This window comes from Pontibacter actiniarum (genome assembly GCF_003585765.1).
In the GTDB taxonomy this organism is placed as follows: Bacteria; Bacteroidota; Bacteroidia; order Cytophagales; family Hymenobacteraceae; genus Pontibacter; species Pontibacter actiniarum.
The window spans coordinates 1,171,091-1,190,358 of record NZ_CP021235.1 but is presented as its reverse complement, the minus strand read 5'-3'; the positions used below and the strand labels follow the sequence as shown (position 1 = coordinate 1,190,358).

Sequence of the window (19,268 nt, the reverse complement as noted above, 5' to 3'; positions counted from 1 at the left end):
AAAGGCCTCTGTTCCAATTATAGGAACGGAGGCCTTTTTGTTTCCTATCGTTGGAACAACACCTTCATCTCTCTATATATAAATAGTTGAAAAACAGCTTTAAAACCACATAATGAGAAAAAAAATGGCTCTGGCACAAGATTGGACTTATAGAAAGCATAATAGCTTACAATTAAACGCTTACCATGAAAAAGTCCCTGCTTACCTTCGCCCTTCTGATATACAGCCTTACATCCATCTACGCCCAGTCTCTGATCTGTGAATTCGACTGGAACGACATGGCAAAGGGCGCTCAAGCGGCAAAGTTCGGCAAAGCAGCCAAGCAAAAGGGACTTCAGACTGGCGTAGTAGCAGGAGGCGCCGACCAAACAACTGGCCTGGGCATTCTGAAGCTGAACAACTCAGGCAAAGAAACTGCCCCGATAGACTTCGTGCTGGAGGGTGCCGACTTTAACGTGGATGGCCTGGAAGTAGCCATGCAGTTTAACGCCTACAACACCACGGGTAACGGGGAGCTCTTCGCCAGGCTACACCGCAACACCAGCAAAGAGCCAGTGTTTCGCCTTGGCATCCGCAACTTCAAGCTGCAGGCGCGCTTTACGCTGGCTAACGGCGAGGTGGTGGAGCTGCAAAGCATGAAGCCTGTCTCTACAGAGAACCGCCTTACCTTTTACAGTTTCCGCTACACTCCGGAAACGGGAGAGGCTGAAGTATATATCGGCACTGAACTAGTGGCTTACTATGTGGTGGAGGAGAAAAACGTGCCGATGGACTGGACTGCAGCAGGTGACGCCGTGATTGGCTACAACCTGAGCCTGGTAAACAGCAAGAAGAAGCGCACGAAGGCAAAGCCGAGCGCAGTTGCCACCTTCGATAACTTTAGCGTCTCCTCCATCGAAAGCGAACAAATCATCACACCGTTGCCAGTTGAGTTTGTAGAAGTGAACGCGAAGGCAAAGGGAAAGCAGGCAGAGCTAAGCTGGGCCACAGCATCGGAGACGAACAACGCTTACTTTGCCATCGAGCGCAGCCATAACGGTGTGCATTTTGAGGAGATTGCCCGTGTGAAGGGCGCAGGCAACAGCATGCGCCTGCTAAGCTACAACTTTACAGACAACGCGCCCCTGGCCGGCACCGCCTACTACCGCATTAAGCAGGTGGATACCGACGGCAGCAGCGAGACCTCCAAAGTAATGGCCATCACAACGGAAGCAGCTATGGCCACCGAGATGCAGGTGTACCCCACCCTGGTGCAGGGCCAGGCGGTAAACCTGAAGCTGAACGGTGCCACTACCGGACAGGCGGAGCTAAGCATCCTTTCCTTCGGCGGCAACGTGGTTCGTACCAAGACAATTGATGTGGCAGAAGCCGCTGCAGGCACACAGGTGCTGGAGAACGGAGAGCTGAGCAAGGGCGCTTACATTGTCATGCTGACGCACAACGGCGAGACCTTCCGCAAAAAGCTCATCGTGCGCTAATATACTTTTCCTGCTTTCTTTACTGGCCCTTGCCGCACCGCGTCGGCAAGGGCCTTTGCTTTTACCGCCTTTTAGAAACCTAAGCGCTGGATTTCGTATCTTGATGAACACCACCATCTATACCGATACGACACCATGCAGCACCACAAGCTTACAGACCTCCCCCACCTTACCCAACTGCGCCATACATTGCACCGGCACCCGGAGCTCTCAGGCTCCGAAACAGACACGGCCAGGCGGCTGGAGGCGCACATGCAAGCCTATAGCCCTGATCAACTGTACACGAACCTCGGCGGCACGGGGCTTGCGGCTGTTTTTAACGGCATTGAGCCGGACGGGCCAACGGTACTTTTTCGGGCGGAGCTGGACGCGCTGCCCATTACAGAGGCAAACGAGGACCTGCACTACAAGTCTGAGGCAGAGGGCGTCAGCCACAAGTGCGGCCACGACGGGCACATGGCGATACTAAGCGCACTTGGCAGCCTGTTGCACCAGCGGCGGCCCGCGCGGGGCAAGGTGGTACTGCTCTACCAACCCGCCGAGGAAACCGGGGCGGGCGCATGGGCTGTCTTGCAGGACCAGCGCTTTGAGCAGGAGATAAAGCCCGACTATGTGTTTGCCCTCCATAACCTGCCCGGCAAGCCAAAGCACCAGGTGGTGGTACGCGAAGGTGTTTTTGCAGCGGCATCTACCGGTATGGTTGTGGAGCTCCACGGAAAGTCGTCGCATGCTGCAGAACCCGAGAACGGGGTTAACCCCGGCCAGGCGATGGCAGAGATTATCCTGGCCTTTAACCAGATTGTCCGGGACAAGGCGCAGTTTCAGGACCTGACACTTCTAACGGTGATTCATGCGCGGCTGGGCGAAGTAGCTTTCGGCACCAACCCTGGCTATGCAACGGTAATGGCCACCCTCCGCTCCTACCAGCCAGCCGATCTCCAGAAACTAAAGGAACTGACACAGCAGCATGTGCAGGAAATTGCTGACAGGCACAGCCTCCGCCACACCATCCGCTTCGTGGAGGAGTTCCCGGCCACGGTAAACCATAGCCGGGAGGTGCAGCTGGTGCGTCAGGCTGCCGCCCAGCTGGAACTAGACGTGCAGGAAGCCGTACACCCCTTCAGGTGGTCGGAAGACTTTGGCCACTTCACTGCCAGGTATAAAGGCGCTTTTTTCGGCCTTGGCTCCGGTGAAACACAGCCACAGCTTCACCACTCCAACTATGATTTCCCGGATGAGCTTATTCCGACAGGGGCCTCTTTATTCTACGGCATTGCAAACGAAATCCTGAACAAATAACCTGTTATGTTTCACAGCTCTTATATAGAGATAAGTAAATCAGCACTTCAAAACAACATCGACTTTCTAAAGCAGGAAATAGGCCCCCATGTCCAGTTCTCCTCCGTGATCAAAGGAAACGCTTACGGCCACGGCATTGAGCAGTTTGCCCCCACAGCACAGGAGTGCGGGGTGGATCATTTCTCTGTCTTCAGTGCCGATGAGGCACAGCGCCTGCTGCAGACACTTCCAAGGAAAGCCACCATCATGATTATGGGCTACCTGGATAATCCGGAGCTGGAATGGGCAATCCAAAACGACATCGAGTTCTTTGTGTTTGAGCTTGACCGGCTTATTGCCGCAGCCGACATAGCAAAAAAGTTCGGCAAGCGCGCCAAAGTACACCTGGAGCTGGAAACAGGCATGAACCGCACCGGCTTTGATAAGTCTGCCCTGGAACACGCCATATCTACACTGGATGACTGCCGGGAGCATGTGGAACTGCAGGGAGTGTGCACACATTTTGCCGGTGCCGAGAGCCTGCAGAACCACGAGCGGATACTGGACCAGCAGCGAAACTATCAAGAACAGCTGGCACACCTCCAATCGAGCGGCCATACGCCAAGGCAAAGGCACACCGCCTGCTCGGCAGCCATGGTGACTTACCCGGAAACACACCTGGACATGGTGCGCATCGGCATTATGCAGTACGGTTTCTGGCCAAGCCCTGAAACGTACCGCCAGTATATTGGCCAGCACATGGACAAGAAAGACCCGCTGCGCCGCCTGATCAACTGGAAGAGCCGCGTTATGAGCCTTAAAAGCGTTCCGAAAGGTGAGTATGTTGGGTACGGCAACTCCTATCAGGCCCCGCTCGACATGGTGCTGGCGGTGGTACCGGTCGGTTACGCCTGGGGCTACAGCCGGGCTCTGAGCAACCAGGGCCAAGTGCTGATAAAAGGTGTGCGGGCAGGCGTGGTTGGGATTGTGAACATGAACGTGATGATGGTGGATGTAACCAACATCCCCGACGTACAGAAAAACGATGAGGTGGTGCTGCTAGGCATACAGGGAGATGAAAGTATAACCGTTGCCTCTTTTGGGGAGCTGAGCACACAGCTAAACTATGAGCTACTCACGCGCCTCCCGTCTAACATACCACGCTATGTGATAGATTAGTAGCCATACTTGCTCAAACCGCTGGTTTACTTCCTGGCTTTGCTCTTTAAGCCCATACTGGAGAGAAACCCGCTGGCCAGGCAGTCTTTCCAGTAACTGAACATGGAGCTGTGAGGGTTTCGGGTCACGGTGATGTTGCCAACGCGCGGGGCCTCGCCGTTCATGGGGTTACTGTCTTTGATAGCCACCCAATCGGCCACTTCCGAGATCACTTCTTTCCCCAACCCCTGCTTTCCTCCTGCTCCTTTGGTTAGCATTTCCACATCCAGGTTACTGTAGATGACAGTCATTTTTCCGTTTGCGCTGTCATTCGTTAGTTCAGCGCTAAACTCTCCGCTGCTGATGTAGCCGCTCTCCACGCGCACAAAGGAAGTCGGCACCAGTATGGCATTCAGCATCTCGGGGTTTGTTTCCCCAAAGCTGCCACGCAGGGTGTGGTACCCGTTCTTGTGCAGCAAAGGCAGTCGGAACGTGACGTGCAGTTGCGCCTTCCCCATCACCCTTGTTGAAGCCTCCAGCACCGTGGGGTTCTGTATGGAGGTCTGTTCCGGCATATTGGTCAGGTTTGAGAAGGTGGCATTCAGGGAGGCAAAGGTGATGTGGCCGGGTGTTTGGGCTTCAGGCACTTTTTCCGCATAGCGGATGTAGCCGCTCCTTATCGCCACCGTATCAAGTAGGAAAGCTTCCTTTACCCGTTGCGCGAGGTCATGCGGCAGCGGCTTTTTGCTCTTCTCGAGCGTTTTCTGCTGCACTTCAAACACCTCCAGTCTGGGCTCCTCCAGGAGCACACGCTGTGCTATGTAGCTGTTGTGCAGGGCGTGTGCGTTAACGTCTATCCCCTCAACCCGAAGCAGTTTTGCCTTGAACTTGTGGGACGAAGTTGGCTTCCCCTTTGCCGTGCCCACTTCGCTAAGGGGGAAAAGCGGGTCCAGCACCAACTGCTTTGCCAGCAGTTCCTGCTTGTTTGCGTCCACTAACAGCGTGTCGACCATAAACCGGTATTTACCACCCGGCAAGAAGTACATGGCTTTTGAGGCCTCTAACACCATCTGCTTTGCATAGTAGGCCCTGTCGGGCGCGTAGTAGGCCTGGCTGTCAAGCTTTATATCATCTACTGTAAGGTTAAATTTCTTAAGTGAAAAGAGGAAACCCTCTGTCTGGGGTGACTCCCGGTAGCGCAGATTGGCGTTGTCTACCGCTATCTTGCCAATGTGCAGCTGCTGCATGAAGCCCTTTACGGTCTCATGCAGGGGCTTACGCTCTTCTGTCGTGTCTTTCCGCATCAGGGTCATGAGCAACTTTGGGTCCTGCAGGCGCAACTGCTCCACATCCACATTACTCCCAAAAAGCGTCCCCAAAAGGTTTACCCCTTGCAGTTGAATGGCATGTGCCCGCAGGTCCAGCAACGTGCCGGCGGTTTTAGCGCCCTGCTGCTGCAGTTGCTGCCACCGCTCATAGTCTGGCTGCAAAGACAGGCTGTCTACCGAAACACTTCCGATAAAGGGAGACACCTCCAGCCCATGCAGGTTGAGCCGGTAAACGCCATCAGACTGCTCCTGCACCATTCGCTCGAGTTTCCCCTGCATCCAGTTGGTAAAGAAGAACAGCCCCACGAAAAGTAAGACTGCCAAGCCAAATACCCATGCTCCTACCGTGAGCCAGCGCTTTGCTTTCCTGTTCGTATTATTTCGTTGTGACACGCAAGAGTTGTTATATTCAGCAGTGCTTACGTGCATTTGCCCGCGGCCGCTAACAATAATGCGCTGGGGTAAACATTTTGTTTATATATTTATGTAGAATGATGTGCACCGGCTTGCCATCCGTATCAGGCGCCGGAGAGCAACCAAAGCACATCAGCAGTATAAACACCACAAGACCAGCAAAACTATGACCTCTCCCAAATGGTTGGACCGCATCCTCTATCCGTTCCAGCACCACCAGATGCAGGCAACGCACGGCAGCCTGCATTATGTAGACGAAGGTACTGGTGCCCCGATTGTATTCGTACACGGCACTCCAACATGGTCATTTTTATGGCGGCAGCAGATAAAGTCGCTTAGCAGGAAGTTTCGCTGTGTTGCCCCAGACCACCTGGGCTTTGGCTTGTCTGATGCACCTACAGATTTTGATTACAGCCCTGAGGCACATGCTGATAACCTGGAGCAGCTTATCGATCACTTACAGTTAAAGAATATAACTCTCGTTGTACATGACTTTGGCGGCCCGATAGGCTTGCGCTATGCACTACGCCACCCGGAGAATGTGAAGAACCTGGTTATACTAAACACCTGGATGTGGAGCCTGGAAGAGGAGAAGTCTATGATGAAGATCAGCCGTTTTATGGCTGGTGGTGTAGGTCGGTTTTTATACTTGCAGCTTGGCTTTTCGGCACGTATGCTGTTGCCGCAGGGCTACCATGAGAAGAAGCACCTTACCAAAGATATCCGGCAACATTATCAGAAGCCGCTCTCCTCCTCTACCAACCGTCTGGGTACCTGGTCATTTGCTAAAGCCTTGCACGAGGCGAATCCATACTTTGCAGAGTTGTGGGAGCAGCATGAGAAACTACACAGCATAAACAAGCTTATACTTTGGGGTGAGAAGGACAAGCTGCTTCCGATTCATTTTTTGGATAAATGGGAGCGGGCTTTCCCGGAGGCACAGGTAAAGAGATTGAAGGCAGGGCATTTTCTGCAGGAGGAAAAAGGAGGCGAAGTGGCAGAGGCTATCAGCACCTTTGTAGCACAGCAGTAAAAGTAAAGCAGCCACAAGTTTACACTTATGGCTGCTTTACTTAATCAAATAACTCTTTACTTCTTGTGGCGTTCCTGCAGTACGGCTACCACATCTTTCAGTTCAAGGCCTGTGGCAGATAACAGCACCAGCAGGTGATACAGCAGATCGGCAGCCTCGCCTTTCATGGTATCCAGTTTACCGGCTACGGCATCTATCACCGTTTCTACGGCTTCCTCCCCTACCTTCTGCGCAATTTTATTCACGCCTTTGCTGTACAGGAAGTTGGTATAGGAGCCCTCTACCGGATTCGTTTTACGCTCTTGTATAACGCCTTCCAGCTGCGCAATAAAACGTATGGCTGCAACGCGATTAGAACTTTCTTCCTCACCAAAGCAGCTGGTTGACCCTGTGTGGCAGGTAGGGCCATTTGGTTTTACTTTGATTAATAAGGAGTCATTGTCGCAGTCGCGGGCAATACTAACCACTTCTAAGGTATTGCCAGAGGTTTCTCCTTTGGTCCAGAGGCGGTTTTTAGAGCGAGAGAAAAATGTTACCAGCCCTTCCTGCCTTGTTTTGTCAAGCGCTTCTTGGCTCATGTAGCCAAGCATCAGCACCTGACCTGTTAAATTATCCTGTATCACGGCTGGCACCAGGCCACCTGCTTTTTCAAAATCTAATTCCACTTTGTGATAGTTATGAGTTAAGAGTTATAAGCTATGAGTTGTAAAATCACTCAGTCACCCAATCACTCATTAAAATTATATGCGTACCGCTATGCCTTGCTCTTTTAAATATGACTTAAGTTCAGGCACTCCCAGCTCCCGGAAGTGAAAGAGGCTGGCAGCGAGAGCAGCATCAGCATGAGAAATGTTAAAAGCCTCGGCAAAGTGCTTCATGCTGCCGGCACCACCAGAGGCGATAACGGGCACAGACACAGCTTGCGCTACTTCACCTGTAATATCCAGTGCAAAACCAGCCTTGGTGCCATCGTTGTTCATACTTGTGAGCAGAATCTCACCGGCACCTAAGTCAGTTACTTTTTTAGCCCAATCTATGGTAGCGTGTTCAGTTTCTACGGTTCCGGCTCTGGTGTATACTTTCCAGCCCGTTTCCTCGCGGTACTTTGTGTCGATAGCCACCGTGACGCACTGGCTACCAAAATGCTTTGCCAGCTCCTGTACCAGTTGCGGATTTTTAATGGCAGACGAGTTGACAGAAACTTTATCGGCGCCGGCATGCAGTAGCACCTCTACATCGGCCACGGCACCAATGCCACCACCCACGGTAAACGGAATATCAATGTGGCGGGCAATGTCACGCACCAGTGCTGCAAAAGTTTTACGTTCCTCATTAGTTGCAGTGATGTCCAGAAAAACCAGCTCGTCGGCCCCCTGCTCAGCATACCACTTGGCCAATTCCACGGGATCACCGGCATCACGGATGTTCTCGAACTGCACTCCTTTTACCGTACGGCCGTTTTTGATGTCCAGGCAGGGAATTATTCTTTTTGTTAACATAAGAATCGCACTAGATCTTTTAGTTCAATGGTGCCTTCGTAAATGGCCTTGCCAATAATAGCACCTTTTACACCTATCTCCTGCAGCTGCTCCAGGTCTTCTACCGTCGTAACGCCACCACTGGCTATTACCTCTGCTTCCGGCTGTGTGAGCTTCAGGTGGCGGTAGGTGCTGGTGGATGGGCCTTGCAGTTTGCCGTCTTTGCTAACATCGGTGCAGATAAACAGCTTGGCTCCTGTTTGCACATAGCCGGAGATAAAGTCCTGCAGTGGGTACTTGCTCTCTTCGGTCCAGGCGCTGATAGCAATGTTAGTTCCTTTGAAATCTGCGCCGATAAAAATTTTATCTGCGCCATACTTTAACAGCCAATTCTTCACCGTTTCCGGTTCACGCACGGCTATACTTCCAGCTGTTATTTGCGCTGCCCCGGCATCAAATGCCTGCTTCACCGCCTCATCAGACTGTAAACCGCCACCGAAGTCGATGGTCAGGTTTGTGTTGGCAGCTATACTTTCCAGCACATGCAGGTTTACCGGCTTGCGGGCACGAGCGCCATCCAGGTCAACTAAGTGCAGGCGCTTTATGCCATTGGCTTCAAATCGCTTGGCTACCTCTAATGGGTTGCTGTCGTAGGTGGTTTGCTGGGCGAAATCGCCCTCGGTAAGGCGCACGCATTGGCCACCGATTAGGTCTATAGCAGGTATAATTTCCATCATATGGCTAAGAAGTTCTTAAGGATTTGAGCACCGGCAGGTCCGCTTTTCTCTGGGTGAAACTGCGCTGCATAAAAGTTTTTGTATTGTAGAGCAGCTGAAAAAGGCTCTGGGTAAGATGTTTGCGCGATAGTATACTCGCTTTGCGGCACATAGTAGCTGTGCACATAGTATACGTACTCCTGCTCCTGCAGCCCCTCAAAAAGCGGTGACTGCAGCTGCTCCAACTGATTCCAGCCCATGTGCGGCACTTTCAAATCTGTCTGGAAGCGCTTTACCTGCAGCGGAATAATGTTTAGTAAATCGGTGTCGCCTTCTTCTGAGTGCTGGCAGAGCAGCTGCATACCCAGGCATACACCAAAGAAAGGCTGCTCCAGCGTTGGCAAAAGCTTGTCCAAGTTGCGCGACTTTAGCTGCGCCATGGCAGACGAAGCCTCGCCTACTCCCGGGAAAATCACTTTGTCAGCCGACTTAATAGTCTCGAAGTCGCTGCTTAGTGTCGCCTGCACGCCCAAACGTTCCAGCGCAAACAGCACCGACTGCACGTTTCCGGCTTTATAATCAACTATAACTAAGTTCATCTTATTCAATTATGAATTAGAAATTAAAAATTATGAATGAGAGGTTCTCTCAGCCGCTTCTTTATTCTTATCCTGTTCATCTCTGCATCCCGTAAATTCTGATCAGAAACAAAAAAGCCTGACTCTATTCGGAGTCAGGCTTTTGGATATATCTTTCTATACTATTAGCAAATCCATAGGCAGGCGGCTCCGAAACTGATGCTTCGTGCGTGATGATGGTGCATATGAGCCATTGTGCCTTTCATGTATTGCAAATATATACGTTCTAAAGTATAAAGTGTAGCAGAAAGCGAAAAAGTTTTCTGTACAAATATCCGCCATACTTACAGCAATGTGCCACGAAGTATACTTGCCGCGATAGTGAAATAGATAATCAGACCTGTTACGTCTACCAGTGTGGCTACAAAAGGTGCCGATGAGGTAGCAGGATCAAGACGCAGCTTCTGCAGCAGGAACGGAATCATAGAGCCTGACAATGTTCCCCACAGCACAATTCCTATCAGCGAGAAGCCAACCGTAAGCCCAATTAGAAACGCATGTTCCCCATAATCATAGAACCCAGCCTGTTGCCACACCAGTATCCGCAGAAAACCAACCGAACCAAGTATAAGCCCCAGCAGCAAGCCCGAAAGCACTTCTTTGCGCATTACGTACCACCAGTCTTTGATGCCGAGCTCTTTAATGGCCATGGCACGTACAATTAGTGTGGCTGCCTGGGAGCCGGAGTTACCGCCGCTGGAAATGATGAGCGGAATGAACAGCGCCAGCACCACCGCCTGCGCAATCTCCTCTTCAAAGAAGCCCATAGCCGAGGCGGTCAGCATCTCGCCCAGGAAAAGGATGAGCAAGACACTTGCGCGCTTCCGAACCAGTGTCATGAGCGGCGTTTCTGTATAAGAAAGCTCCAGCGCCTCCAGACCACCAAACTTCTGAATATCCTCTGTATCGCGTCGTTCTATCTCGTCGAAGATATCATCGAAGGTCACAATACCCACCAGCACGCCACTCTCGGACACAACAGGCATAACGGCGCGGTCATACTTGTTAAACTGCTCAATGGCCTCGTCTCGGTTCATGGTGGTCGTCAGGCTAATAAACTCGTAGTCCATCAGCGACTCTATCGTTTGGTCCTCGTCAGCCATCAGCAGCCTGCCTGTCCGAATATCATCCACCAGCTTGTTTTCCTTGTCCACGATGTAAATGTGGTTCAGGGTTTCCGCTTTCTTGCCGTAGCGCTTGATGTTGCTCAGTGCCTGTTTAATTGTCCAGCCTTTTTTAGCCTGGATGTAGTAGGGCGTCATGAGGCGGGCAATGCTTTTTTCGGGGTAGCCGAGCAGGTTTAGCGCAATACTTTTCTCTTCCGCCGACAGAAAATTGATGGACTCTTTGATGAGTAGATCAGGGAAGTTCTCGAAAATCTCGGTTCTATCGTCGGGGGCCATATTTTCCAGCATGGCCGCTGTTTCGCGGGAGCCCAGTTCCTTCAGCACCTCCTCCTGCACCGTACGGTTAAAATAGGTAAACACCTCCCCCTTCATATCGCCGGGCAGCAGCAGGAAAGCCAATATCCGCTCCTTTGCATTTAGCTCGGTGATGGTTTCTGCAATATCATTCGGGTGCTTGTGGCGCAGGTCCCTTAAATTTACGTCGGTACTGGTTTGGCTCATAAGTTCGTGTTGTTGCTATAATGAAGCGCTAGTGTGCTGGTACTTCTACGGGAAAGTCTGAAATTTATTTAACCAAAACGCCTGGCTCCTTCTACAGGAACCAGGCGTTTGAAATTCAATTATTTATAGACATGCAAGCGCCAGGTCCTGAAATCACCTGGGACTACTACTCAAAGCAGAAGCTGCTGCATGTCGTTTATTCATGTATGCAAGTTAGGAAATAACGCTCACATGCCTATACTTTAAAAGCTTTCGCGCAGTTCGTACGTCTGGCGCATGCGCTGGATCATTTTTGCCGATTCCTGGAAATTTACCGTCTGCTGCGCATCGGAAAAAGCTTTTTCGGGGGTCTGGTGCGTTTCGTAGATTATTCCATCTGCCCCAGCCATCACCGCTGCCAACGACATACTTTCTACATAATCACGCAGCCCAATGCCATGCGATGGATCTACAATCACGGGCAAATGTGTTTTCTCTTTTAGCACCGGCACCGCATTTAGGTCCAGCACATTGCGGTATGCACCTTCGTAGGAACGGATACCGCGCTCGCAAAGCATGATTTTTTCGTTACCATGCGAGAAGATATATTCAGCGGCCTGCAGCAGTTCTTCCAACGTACCGGAAATACCACGTTTCAGCAATACCGGTTTCTGTGCCTCGCCTAAAGAATCGAGCAGGTTGAAGTTCTGGCTGTTTCGGGCACCTACCTGGAAAACATCCACATAGTCTATCATCTCCTCTATCTGCGACACCTGCATGACTTCCGTGATAACTTTGATGCCATTTTCACGGCAGATACGGTGGAACATCTTCAAGCCGTCCATGCCCATACCACGGAAGGCATAAGGTGAGCTACGAGGTTTAAACACACCACCGCGCATGATTTTTACATTGTTTTCCTTCAGGTGTGCCACCACACTTTCTATTTGCGACTCACTCTCAATAGAACAAGGGCCGGCCATGATGCTGAAGCTTCCTTCGCCCACCATAACCCCATCACCTAAGTCAATACGGGTAGGCTCCACGCGCCACTTACGTGAAATGAGTTTATACTCTTCCGAAACACGGTGAATATCGGCTACGCCCGGCAACTGCCCGATGTGGCGAATATCGAAATCCTTTTTGCCGATGGCTACCAGGTAATGTGCCTCCTGTGTTTTAACTTCGTTGGCTTTGTAGCCTATTTCCTTTACCTGCTTTAGAATATTCTCCTTCAGCTCAGCCGGAATTCCTTGCTGCAGTTGTATGATCATGTTAGTTCTTAATGCTTTGGATAAATGTTTTGATGTTCTGCTCCAGGCTTCCCTCCTGACCGATTGCCTTTACAAAGGCACTGCCGATGATGGCTCCGGTGGCATGGTTGCAAGCCGAGGCAAAGGTCTCTTTATCATGGATGCCGAAGCCTATCACGCCCGGATTTTGCAGTTTCATACTTGCCACACGTTGGAAGTAAGCCTGGCTCTGCTCTTCTAAGCCTAATGTTTTACCTGTGGTAGAAGCAGACGACACCATGTAAATGAAGCCGTTGGTATGACTGTCTATCTCGCGAATACGGGCCTCTGGCGTTTGTGGCGTGATGAGGAAGACTTTGCTCAGGTTATACTTTTCGAAAAGCGGCTTATACTCCTCCACATACTCGCGCAGCGGAAGGTCCGGCAGAATAATGCCGTCTATACCTACTTCGGCCGCTTTCTGGCAGAAACGCTCCACGCCATACTGCATCACTGGGTTCAGGTAGCCCATCAGCACCAGCGGTATCTGCGATTTCTGGCGGATATGCTGCAGTTGCTCGAAAAGCTTAGATATGGTCATGCCATTTTGCAATGCAACAGTGCTGCTTTGCTGAATGGTTGGCCCGTCTGCCAGCGGATCAGAGAAAGGCATACCTACCTCAATCAAGTCTACTCCATTTTTCTCCAGCTCCAGGATAATGGTTTCTGTGTCCTCCAGGTTTGGATAGCCAGCTGTAAAGTATACCGAGAGCAGCCCTTTCTGCTTCTGCTCAAAGAGGCGCTTAATTCTATTGTTCATCGAAGTGGAAGTGCTTTAGGTAGGTTGATAGATCTTTGTCGCCGCGGCCGGAAAGGTTAATAATCACAATTTCATCCGGCTTTGCTTGCAGGCGCTCTAGTACGGCCAATGCGTGCGCCGTTTCCAGTGCCGGAATGATGCCCTCTAGCCTTGTCAGCTCCAGCACCGCTTGCAGCGCTTCATCGTCGGTAGCATTCATAAATCGCGCGCGCTTGCTCTCAAAGAGGTGCGCATGCAGCGGACCAACTCCCGGATAATCCAGTCCGGCTGAGATAGAATATGGCTCCGTTACCTGCCCATCTTCTGTCTGCATCAGCAAGGTGCGGCTTCCGTGAATGACGCCATCCCTGCCAAGTATAGATGTAGCTGCCGACTCACCTGAATCGACTCCTTTGCCAGCTGCCTCTACGGCTACCAACTGCACCTCCGGTTCATCAAGGAAATGGTAAAAAGCACCTGCTGCGTTACTGCCACCACCCACACAGGCTATCACATAACTTGGTAGTTCGGTGCCTTCTTTCTCCAGCAACTGCGTACGCATCTCCTTTGAAATAATGGCTTGGAAACGGGCCACCATATCCGGGTAAGGGTGCGGACCAACTACAGAACCAATGATGTAATAGGTGTTTTCAGGATTGTTAATCCAGTCACGGATAGCCTCATTAGTAGCGTCTTTTAAAGTTTTACTTCCACTGGTAGCAGGAACTACCTTTGCCCCAAGCATCTTCATTCGCGCCACATTTGGAGCCTGCCTCTCAATATCTACCTCACCCATGTACACAATGCATTCCAGCCCCATCAAGGCGCACACGGTAGCCGTTGCCACACCATGCTGACCGGCTCCGGTTTCGGCAATGATTCGCTTTTTACCAAGGCGCTTTGCCAGCAAAACCTGCCCGATGGTGTTGTTGATTTTGTGTGCTCCTGTATGGTTCAGGTCTTCGCGCTTCAGGTATATTTTGGTGTTATACTTCTCCGAAAGGCGTGGGGCAAAGTATAACGGCGTTGGCCGCCCCACATAGTCCTTCAGCAGGTGTTGCAACTCCTCCTGAAAATCTGTTTCCTGTATAATGCGCAGGTAATTCTGGCGCAACTCTTCTACATTGGGGTACAGCATTTCGGGCACATAGGCTCCACCGAACTTGCCATAGAATCCTTTTTCGTTAACGTGATAGCTCATTTTATTTTGAGACGCTAGATTTTAGACGTTAGACACAAGACTTATGGTAATGCCTGTGTCTTGTAATTTACATACCGCAAGTTTAGCGTGAGCGTAACTTGTGGTTATACTTGATGCAAGTTTGCAACTTGCTTTCTGCGGAGCAGAAAAGAAGACATAATTAGATTTCAACCGCCAAACCTATTGAGTTACACACTCAATAGCATTTACGCTATGCTAAACCTGCGGCGGCAAATAATTTATTTGCTTCTGATCTGGCTGAATAACTCTTTAAGATCAGCTATGTTCTTCAGGCCTGGCTCCTGCTCAAAGCCGCTGTTCACATCAATCCCGTCGGGCTTTGGCCTTACCTTGTCCAGATGCTTTACATTCTCCAGGTTCAGTCCGCCGCTGAGGAAGTATGGCTTGGGCGAGAAGTAGTTTTTCAGTAGCTCCCAATCAAACGGAATGCCGTTGCCACCATACTCTTTGCCTTTGGTATCGAACAGGAAATAGTCCGTGCAGGATTCGTAGAGCAAGGTGTTTTCGAACACAAACCTATCATCTACAGAGAAAGCTTTAATCACTTCTACTCCCAGCTCTTTGGCTTCAGCACACTGCCTGGGTGTTTCGCTACCATGCAGTTGCACCGCCTCCAGTTTATACTTGGTAACTGTGGCCTGAATCTCTGTTGTAGCGGCATTCACAAATACTCCCACCTTTTTTATACTTGCTGGCAGTTCCGCCAAAAGCTCTGGTGTAATATGCCCCTCTGCTAAGCGCTTCGACTTCTCATAGAAGATAAAGCCCATGTAGTCGGGCTGTAACTCAGCCAATTGGCGGATGTTGTCTGCCTGACGCATGCCGCATACTTTGATTTTCATAACCTTAAGTTTTAGTTTAGCTAAACCAAAGAAGCAGTTTTCCTTTCAAGCAGTTGCTTATACTCTCTGATAAAGTTGGCAGCAGCTTGCTCAGGTCGGCTGTTGTGCATAAAGGTCTCTCCAATCAGAAAACCGTTGAAGCCAGCTTCTTTCAACTCAACCATTGTTTTCGGGTTGCTGATGCCACTCTCTGATATCTTGGTAACACCTGCAGGAATGTGTCTTGCTATCTCATAAGAAGCATTCACATCTGTTACAAAGTCTTTCAGGTTGCGATTGTTTACACCAACTACATTCACATCTTCTGATAATGTATTGGCCAACTCCTCTTTATCACGCACCTCCAGCAACACTTCTAAGCCAAAAGAACGTGCAAAAGCAGCCAGTTGCTTCAAGTGTGCAGGCTCCAAAGCAGCAGCAATTAAAAGTATAGCATCCGCTCCGATAGATTTCGCTTCTACTATCTGGTACTCATCTACTGTAAAATCTTTTCGCAGAATGGGGCAGTAATTATACTTACGTGCCGTCAACAGGTCCTCGTTCTTGCCGCCAAAGTAAGGTCCATCTGTTAACACAGAAAGTGCAGAGGCTCCCGCCTGCATGTAACCAATAGAAGTGCGCTCTACAGAAACATAAGGATTAATATCGCCCTTAGAAGGAGATTTACGTTTAATTTCGGCTATAATGCCAGTTTTATCCGGGCGCAGCAGGTAGCGCTCTAAGGAGATACAAGGAGTTTCGAAGTATAAGCTCTTCTCCAGCAACTTAACCGGGTATAGTTCTTTGCGCTCTGCTACTTCTTTATACTTGTTGGCAATGATTTCGTCTAGTATGTTCATGTTGCGTTTCTTTACAATGTTGATGTTTTAAAGCTTAAGCCACTACTAAGTTTTTATCCTGTATCAGGCTGTTAAATAAAGCATAAGCTTTACCTGACTCAAGTGTTTCTTTGGCTATGCTAACCGCCTCCTGCAGCTCCAGTTCCGGTCTGGCGCACTGCAAAGCCATGGCTGAATTAGCTGAAACCACGGCTGTCTGTGCTTCTGTGCCTTCTCCCTTCAGCACTTTTAGAAATATTTCTGCTGCTGACTCTATCGTGCCTCCGCCTCTAATTTGCTCTTGCTGCAACGTTGGCAGCCCCAGCGCCTGCGCATCCAGCAGCGCTTCGCGGTTATCAGAGATTACTTTGAACGGGCTGGTCAGGGAGATTTCATCATAGCCATCCAAAGTATGAAGTATAGTATAGCGGGTATCGGTTTGCTGGTACAGATAGCCATACATGCGGGCTAACTCCAGGCTGAATACGCCCACCAACTGTCGCTTCGGGAAAGCCGGATTCACCATTGGCCCCAGCATGTTAAAGAAGGTTTTTACGCCCAGGTCTTTCCGAATAGGCCCCACGCTCTTCATGGCCGGGTGAAAAAGCGGCGCATGCAAAAAGCAGATATTATACTTCTCTATACTTCGCTCCAACGCATCGGTGTCTGTGGTAAATTTAATCCCCAGCGCCTCCAGCACGTTAGAAGAACCGCAGGAGGAGGACACTCCATAATTCCCGTGCTTGGCTACAGCTACACCATTAGCCGCTACTACAAATGAAGATAGCGTAGATATGTTGAAGGTATCCTTGCCGTCACCACCCGTTCCGCAAAGGTCAATGGGGTTATAAGCGTCCAGGTCCACACGATGGCAAAGCGCCAGCAACGCATCACGGAATCCTTCCAATTCATCCACGGTGATACTGCGCATCATGAACACCGTCAGGAAGCTTGAGATCTGGCTTTGGTTATACTTTCCGCCGGCAATATTTACCAGCACCTCCCGGGCCTGCTCCTTCGTCAGCGTTTTATGTTCAAATAAGTGATTAAGTATTTCTTTCATTTCTTTTAGATGTTAGACATAAGACGTTAGATTTTAGACTTTCCTTGAGATTTAGAATCTTGTGTCTTGCTACTTGTGTCTTTTGTCCAAATTAACTATCCAGCCAATTTTTAATAATTTCTTTGCCGTGTTCTGTCAGCACTGATTCGGGGTGAAACTGAACGCCTCGCACCTTGTGCTCCTTATGACGCATAGCCATGATATGTCCTTTTTCGTCTACAGCAGTTGGCACCAGGCACTCTGGCAGTTCCTGCTCTACCAACCAGGAGTGGTAACGACCGGTACCGAACTGCTTAGGCAGGTCTTTGAACAAGGGCTCCTGCTCGCATACTACCTGCACAGGCATTGCCACGCCATGCCATACTTCGTTGCTGTTAAACAGCTTACCTCCGTATACTTCACCTATCGCCTGATGACCTAGGCAAACTCCAAACAAGTCTTTGCTAGGGCCATAAGTGCGAATAATTTCCTTTAGCAAGCCTGCTTCGTCAGGTATACCTGGGCCGGGTGAAAGCATGATTTTGTCATGTTGCCCCACCTCTTCCAGTGTCGTCTTATCGTTGCGGCGCACAGTTACCGTTGCCCCCAGCTCCTGCAGCAGGTGCACCAGGTTATAGGTAAATGAGTCGTAATTGTCGATTACCAGAACGTTCATATCAGTTGATTTCTTGGGCCAGTTGAAGGGCGCGGCGCAGCGCCATTAATTTATTGTCTACCTCCTGCAGCTCACTATCCGGGTTAGAAGCTGCCACAATGCCTGCACCTGCCTGGAAGTATAGTTTATAGTCTTTGCTCAGGAACGAGCGAATCATGATAGCGCTGTTGAAGTTACCGTTGAAGTCAAGGAAACCGATGCAGCCGCCGTAAAAGGCACGGTTAGTGGTTTCGTAACGGTCAATGAGCTGCATGGCCATGTGCTTGGGTGCTCCGGACAAGGTACCAGCTGGAAAGGTACTCGCAACCATCTGCAACGCATCCTCCTGTTTGTGTAATGTGCCGGATACCTTTGACACAAGGTGAATCACGTGCGAGTAAAACTGAATCTCTCTAAAAGTCTCTACCTGCACGCTGTGGCCGTTGCGGCTTAAATCGTTACGGGCCAAGTCTACTAGCATCACGTGCTCCGCATTTTCCTTTGGGTCTGCCAAAAGCTTTTCGGCCAAAGCAGCGTCTGCCGCATCATCCCCTGTTCTTCTGAATGTTCCGGCTATGGGAAAAATGCTTGCCTTCTGGTCTTTGATCACCAACTGGGCCTCCGGTGAAGAACCGAAGATCTTAAAGCTGCCGTAGTCGAAGTAGAACAGGTAGGGAGATGGATTGATAGAGCGCAGCGCCCGGTACACGTTAAACTCATCCCCCTGAAAGCCCTGTGCAAAACGGCGGGAAAGCACCAACTGGAACACATCGCCCCGGAAGCAATGCTGCTTCGCCTTCTCTATGTTCTTCAGGAAGTCATGCGCACTGATGTTATGCTCCTCTTCTCCTGCCGTTTTGAAAGTATAGCTGGGAATGTTGCGGCTGTTTAGCAGCGCTTCCAGTTGCGCAATCCCATCATCATCGCCCTGGTTGTAGTTGTGCGAGAAGATATAAGCTTCGTTGGTGAAGTGGTTGATGGCAATAATGTGGCGATACACCGCATAGTATAAATCTGGAATATCGGCTCTGCCTTCACGCATTGTCAGGTTGATGTCCTCATAGTAACGCACGGCATCATAGCTCATGTAACCAAACAAGCCATTGTGGATAAAGCTGAACTGCTTATTCTCTTCCACCTCAAAGCTCCTTGAAAACTCCCCCAGCAACACCGGCACATTGGTTTCCTTTGTGATGGCGGTAGTGCGCTCGCTGCCATCCGGAAAAGTCTCCGTCAGCACCTCGTTCTGCGCTTTTATACTTGCCATGGGGTTACAGCAGATGTACGAGAAGCTGTTTTCAGCGCCATGGTAATCGGAGCTCTCCAGCAAAATGCTGTTCGGAAACTTGTCTCGCAGCTTTAGGTACACGCTCACCGGTGTCAGTGTGTCGGCCAGTAGGCGCTTGTACGTGGTGCGTAATTTATACTTGCTCATAGTTGCTTTGGGGTAGTGGAAAACAAAAAGGCCTGCTGTTCTTGGTGAACAGCAGGCCTTTTAAACCTTTACTTTGCTTATTTTATCCCTTCATA

18 protein-coding genes are annotated in these 19,268 nt (G+C 50.3%); 4 read left to right on the top strand and 14 right to left on the bottom strand.

The features are described 5' to 3' along the window. Window positions 1-185 precede the first annotated feature (185 nt). The 3 genes from CA264_RS05155 to alr all read left to right on the top strand — a co-directional run bounded on the left by CA264_RS05155 (window position 186) and on the right by alr (window position 3,935). Window positions 186-1,478 carry a T9SS type A sorting domain-containing protein gene (locus tag CA264_RS05155; RefSeq protein WP_025605182.1) on the top strand — a complete coding sequence of 431 codons (1,293 nt, stop codon included), beginning with the start codon at window positions 186-188 and terminating at the stop codon, window positions 1,476-1,478. 135 nt (window positions 1,479-1,613) lie between these two features. Beyond that, entirely contained in the window at window positions 1,614-2,777 is a 1,164-nt protein-coding gene (locus CA264_RS05150; protein WP_025605181.1) for an amidohydrolase, read from the top strand. Window positions 2,778-2,783: 6 nt separating this feature from the next. Beyond that, window positions 2,784-3,935, top strand: coding sequence for an alanine racemase (gene alr / locus CA264_RS05145; protein WP_025605180.1), 1,152 nt, complete (start codon window positions 2,784-2,786; stop codon window positions 3,933-3,935). A gap of 26 nt (window positions 3,936-3,961) precedes the next feature. Here the strand turns inward: alr and CA264_RS05140 are convergent, their stop codons facing one another. Next, window positions 3,962-5,635 carry an AsmA family protein gene (locus CA264_RS05140; RefSeq protein WP_157593646.1) on the bottom strand — a complete coding sequence of 558 codons (1,674 nt, stop codon included), beginning with the start codon at window positions 5,633-5,635 and terminating at the stop codon, window positions 3,962-3,964. 187 nt (window positions 5,636-5,822) lie between these two features. Between CA264_RS05140 and CA264_RS05135 the strand changes: the two genes are divergently transcribed. After that, a complete protein-coding gene (locus tag CA264_RS05135) occupies window positions 5,823-6,689 on the top strand; it encodes an alpha/beta fold hydrolase (RefSeq protein ID WP_025605176.1) in 867 nt (288 codons plus the stop codon). A 56-nt stretch (window positions 6,690-6,745) separates the two neighbouring features. Here CA264_RS05135 and hisIE read toward each other — a convergent pair whose 3' ends face one another. The 13 genes from hisIE to CA264_RS05070 form a co-directional block, all read right to left on the bottom strand. After that, window positions 6,746-7,354, bottom strand: a complete 609-nt coding sequence (gene hisIE / locus CA264_RS05130) for a bifunctional phosphoribosyl-AMP cyclohydrolase/phosphoribosyl-ATP diphosphatase HisIE (RefSeq protein ID WP_025605175.1) — start codon at window positions 7,352-7,354, stop codon at window positions 6,746-6,748. A gap of 75 nt (window positions 7,355-7,429) precedes the next feature. Next, window positions 7,430-8,188, bottom strand: coding sequence for an imidazole glycerol phosphate synthase subunit HisF (gene hisF / locus CA264_RS05125; RefSeq protein ID WP_025605174.1), 759 nt, complete (start codon window positions 8,186-8,188; stop codon window positions 7,430-7,432). Further along, window positions 8,182-8,904, bottom strand: a complete 723-nt coding sequence (hisA, locus tag CA264_RS05120) for a 1-(5-phosphoribosyl)-5-[(5-phosphoribosylamino)methylideneamino]imidazole-4-carboxamide isomerase (protein ID WP_084196154.1) — start codon at window positions 8,902-8,904, stop codon at window positions 8,182-8,184. Before hisA ends, hisF begins: the two co-directional genes overlap by 7 nt. After that, window positions 8,901-9,482 carry an imidazole glycerol phosphate synthase subunit HisH gene (gene hisH, locus CA264_RS05115; protein WP_025605170.1) on the bottom strand — a complete coding sequence of 194 codons (582 nt, stop codon included), beginning with the start codon at window positions 9,480-9,482 and terminating at the stop codon, window positions 8,901-8,903. Before hisH ends, hisA begins: the two co-directional genes overlap by 4 nt. A gap of 323 nt (window positions 9,483-9,805) precedes the next feature. Continuing rightward, a complete protein-coding gene (gene mgtE / locus CA264_RS05110; RefSeq protein WP_025605169.1) occupies window positions 9,806-11,149 on the bottom strand; it encodes a magnesium transporter in 1,344 nt (447 codons plus the stop codon). 242 nt (window positions 11,150-11,391) lie between these two features. Continuing rightward, window positions 11,392-12,402, bottom strand: coding sequence for a 3-deoxy-7-phosphoheptulonate synthase (gene aroF / locus CA264_RS05105; protein WP_025605167.1), 1,011 nt, complete (start codon window positions 12,400-12,402; stop codon window positions 11,392-11,394). Window position 12,403: 1 nt separating this feature from the next. Next, window positions 12,404-13,180 carry a tryptophan synthase subunit alpha gene (gene trpA / locus CA264_RS05100; RefSeq protein WP_025605165.1) on the bottom strand — a complete coding sequence of 259 codons (777 nt, stop codon included), beginning with the start codon at window positions 13,178-13,180 and terminating at the stop codon, window positions 12,404-12,406. Continuing rightward, a complete protein-coding gene (gene trpB / locus CA264_RS05095) occupies window positions 13,170-14,360 on the bottom strand; it encodes a tryptophan synthase subunit beta (RefSeq protein ID WP_025605163.1) in 1,191 nt (396 codons plus the stop codon). Before trpB ends, trpA begins: the two co-directional genes overlap by 11 nt. A 239-nt stretch (window positions 14,361-14,599) precedes the next feature. Then, window positions 14,600-15,223, bottom strand: coding sequence for a phosphoribosylanthranilate isomerase (locus tag CA264_RS05090; RefSeq protein ID WP_025605161.1), 624 nt, complete (start codon window positions 15,221-15,223; stop codon window positions 14,600-14,602). 20 nt (window positions 15,224-15,243) lie between these two features. Continuing rightward, window positions 15,244-16,062: an indole-3-glycerol phosphate synthase TrpC gene (gene trpC, locus CA264_RS05085; protein ID WP_025605159.1), complete on the bottom strand. Its 819-nt coding sequence runs from the start codon at window positions 16,060-16,062 to the stop codon at window positions 15,244-15,246. Between the two features lie 34 nt (window positions 16,063-16,096). Continuing rightward, complete coding sequence (gene trpD / locus CA264_RS05080) at window positions 16,097-17,104, bottom strand: anthranilate phosphoribosyltransferase (RefSeq protein WP_025605157.1); 1,008 nt, start codon at window positions 17,102-17,104, stop codon at window positions 16,097-16,099. Between the two features lie 91 nt (window positions 17,105-17,195). Then, complete coding sequence (locus tag CA264_RS05075) at window positions 17,196-17,759, bottom strand: anthranilate synthase component II (RefSeq protein ID WP_025605155.1); 564 nt, start codon at window positions 17,757-17,759, stop codon at window positions 17,196-17,198. Window position 17,760: 1 nt separating this feature from the next. Next, a complete protein-coding gene (locus tag CA264_RS05070; RefSeq protein ID WP_025605154.1) occupies window positions 17,761-19,173 on the bottom strand; it encodes an anthranilate synthase component I family protein in 1,413 nt (470 codons plus the stop codon). Between the last annotated feature and the right edge of the window lie 95 nt (window positions 19,174-19,268).

Coding starts and splice junctions, on each gene's coding strand:
- CA264_RS05155 (WP_025605182.1), top strand. CDS start 186: ATGAAAAAGTCCCTGCTTACCTTCGCCCTTCTGATATACAGCCTTACA.
- CA264_RS05150 (WP_025605181.1), top strand. CDS start 1,614: ATGCAGCACCACAAGCTTACAGACCTCCCCCACCTTACCCAACTGCGC.
- alr (WP_025605180.1), top strand. CDS start 2,784: ATGTTTCACAGCTCTTATATAGAGATAAGTAAATCAGCACTTCAAAAC.
- CA264_RS05135 (WP_025605176.1), top strand. CDS start 5,823: ATGACCTCTCCCAAATGGTTGGACCGCATCCTCTATCCGTTCCAGCAC.
- hisF (WP_025605174.1), bottom strand. CDS start 8,188: ATGTTAACAAAAAGAATAATTCCCTGCCTGGACATCAAAAACGGCCGT.
- hisA (WP_084196154.1), bottom strand. CDS start 8,904: ATGATGGAAATTATACCTGCTATAGACCTAATCGGTGGCCAATGCGTG.
- hisH (WP_025605170.1), bottom strand. CDS start 9,482: ATGAACTTAGTTATAGTTGATTATAAAGCCGGAAACGTGCAGTCGGTG.
- mgtE (WP_025605169.1), bottom strand. CDS start 11,149: ATGAGCCAAACCAGTACCGACGTAAATTTAAGGGACCTGCGCCACAAG.
- aroF (WP_025605167.1), bottom strand. CDS start 12,402: ATGATCATACAACTGCAGCAAGGAATTCCGGCTGAGCTGAAGGAGAAT.
- trpA (WP_025605165.1), bottom strand. CDS start 13,180: ATGAACAATAGAATTAAGCGCCTCTTTGAGCAGAAGCAGAAAGGGCTG.
- trpB (WP_025605163.1), bottom strand. CDS start 14,360: ATGAGCTATCACGTTAACGAAAAAGGATTCTATGGCAAGTTCGGTGGA.
- CA264_RS05090 (WP_025605161.1), bottom strand. CDS start 15,223: ATGAAAATCAAAGTATGCGGCATGCGTCAGGCAGACAACATCCGCCAA.
- trpC (WP_025605159.1), bottom strand. CDS start 16,062: ATGAACATACTAGACGAAATCATTGCCAACAAGTATAAAGAAGTAGCA.
- trpD (WP_025605157.1), bottom strand. CDS start 17,104: ATGAAAGAAATACTTAATCACTTATTTGAACATAAAACGCTGACGAAG.
- CA264_RS05075 (WP_025605155.1), bottom strand. CDS start 17,759: ATGAACGTTCTGGTAATCGACAATTACGACTCATTTACCTATAACCTG.
- CA264_RS05070 (WP_025605154.1), bottom strand. CDS start 19,173: ATGAGCAAGTATAAATTACGCACCACGTACAAGCGCCTACTGGCCGAC.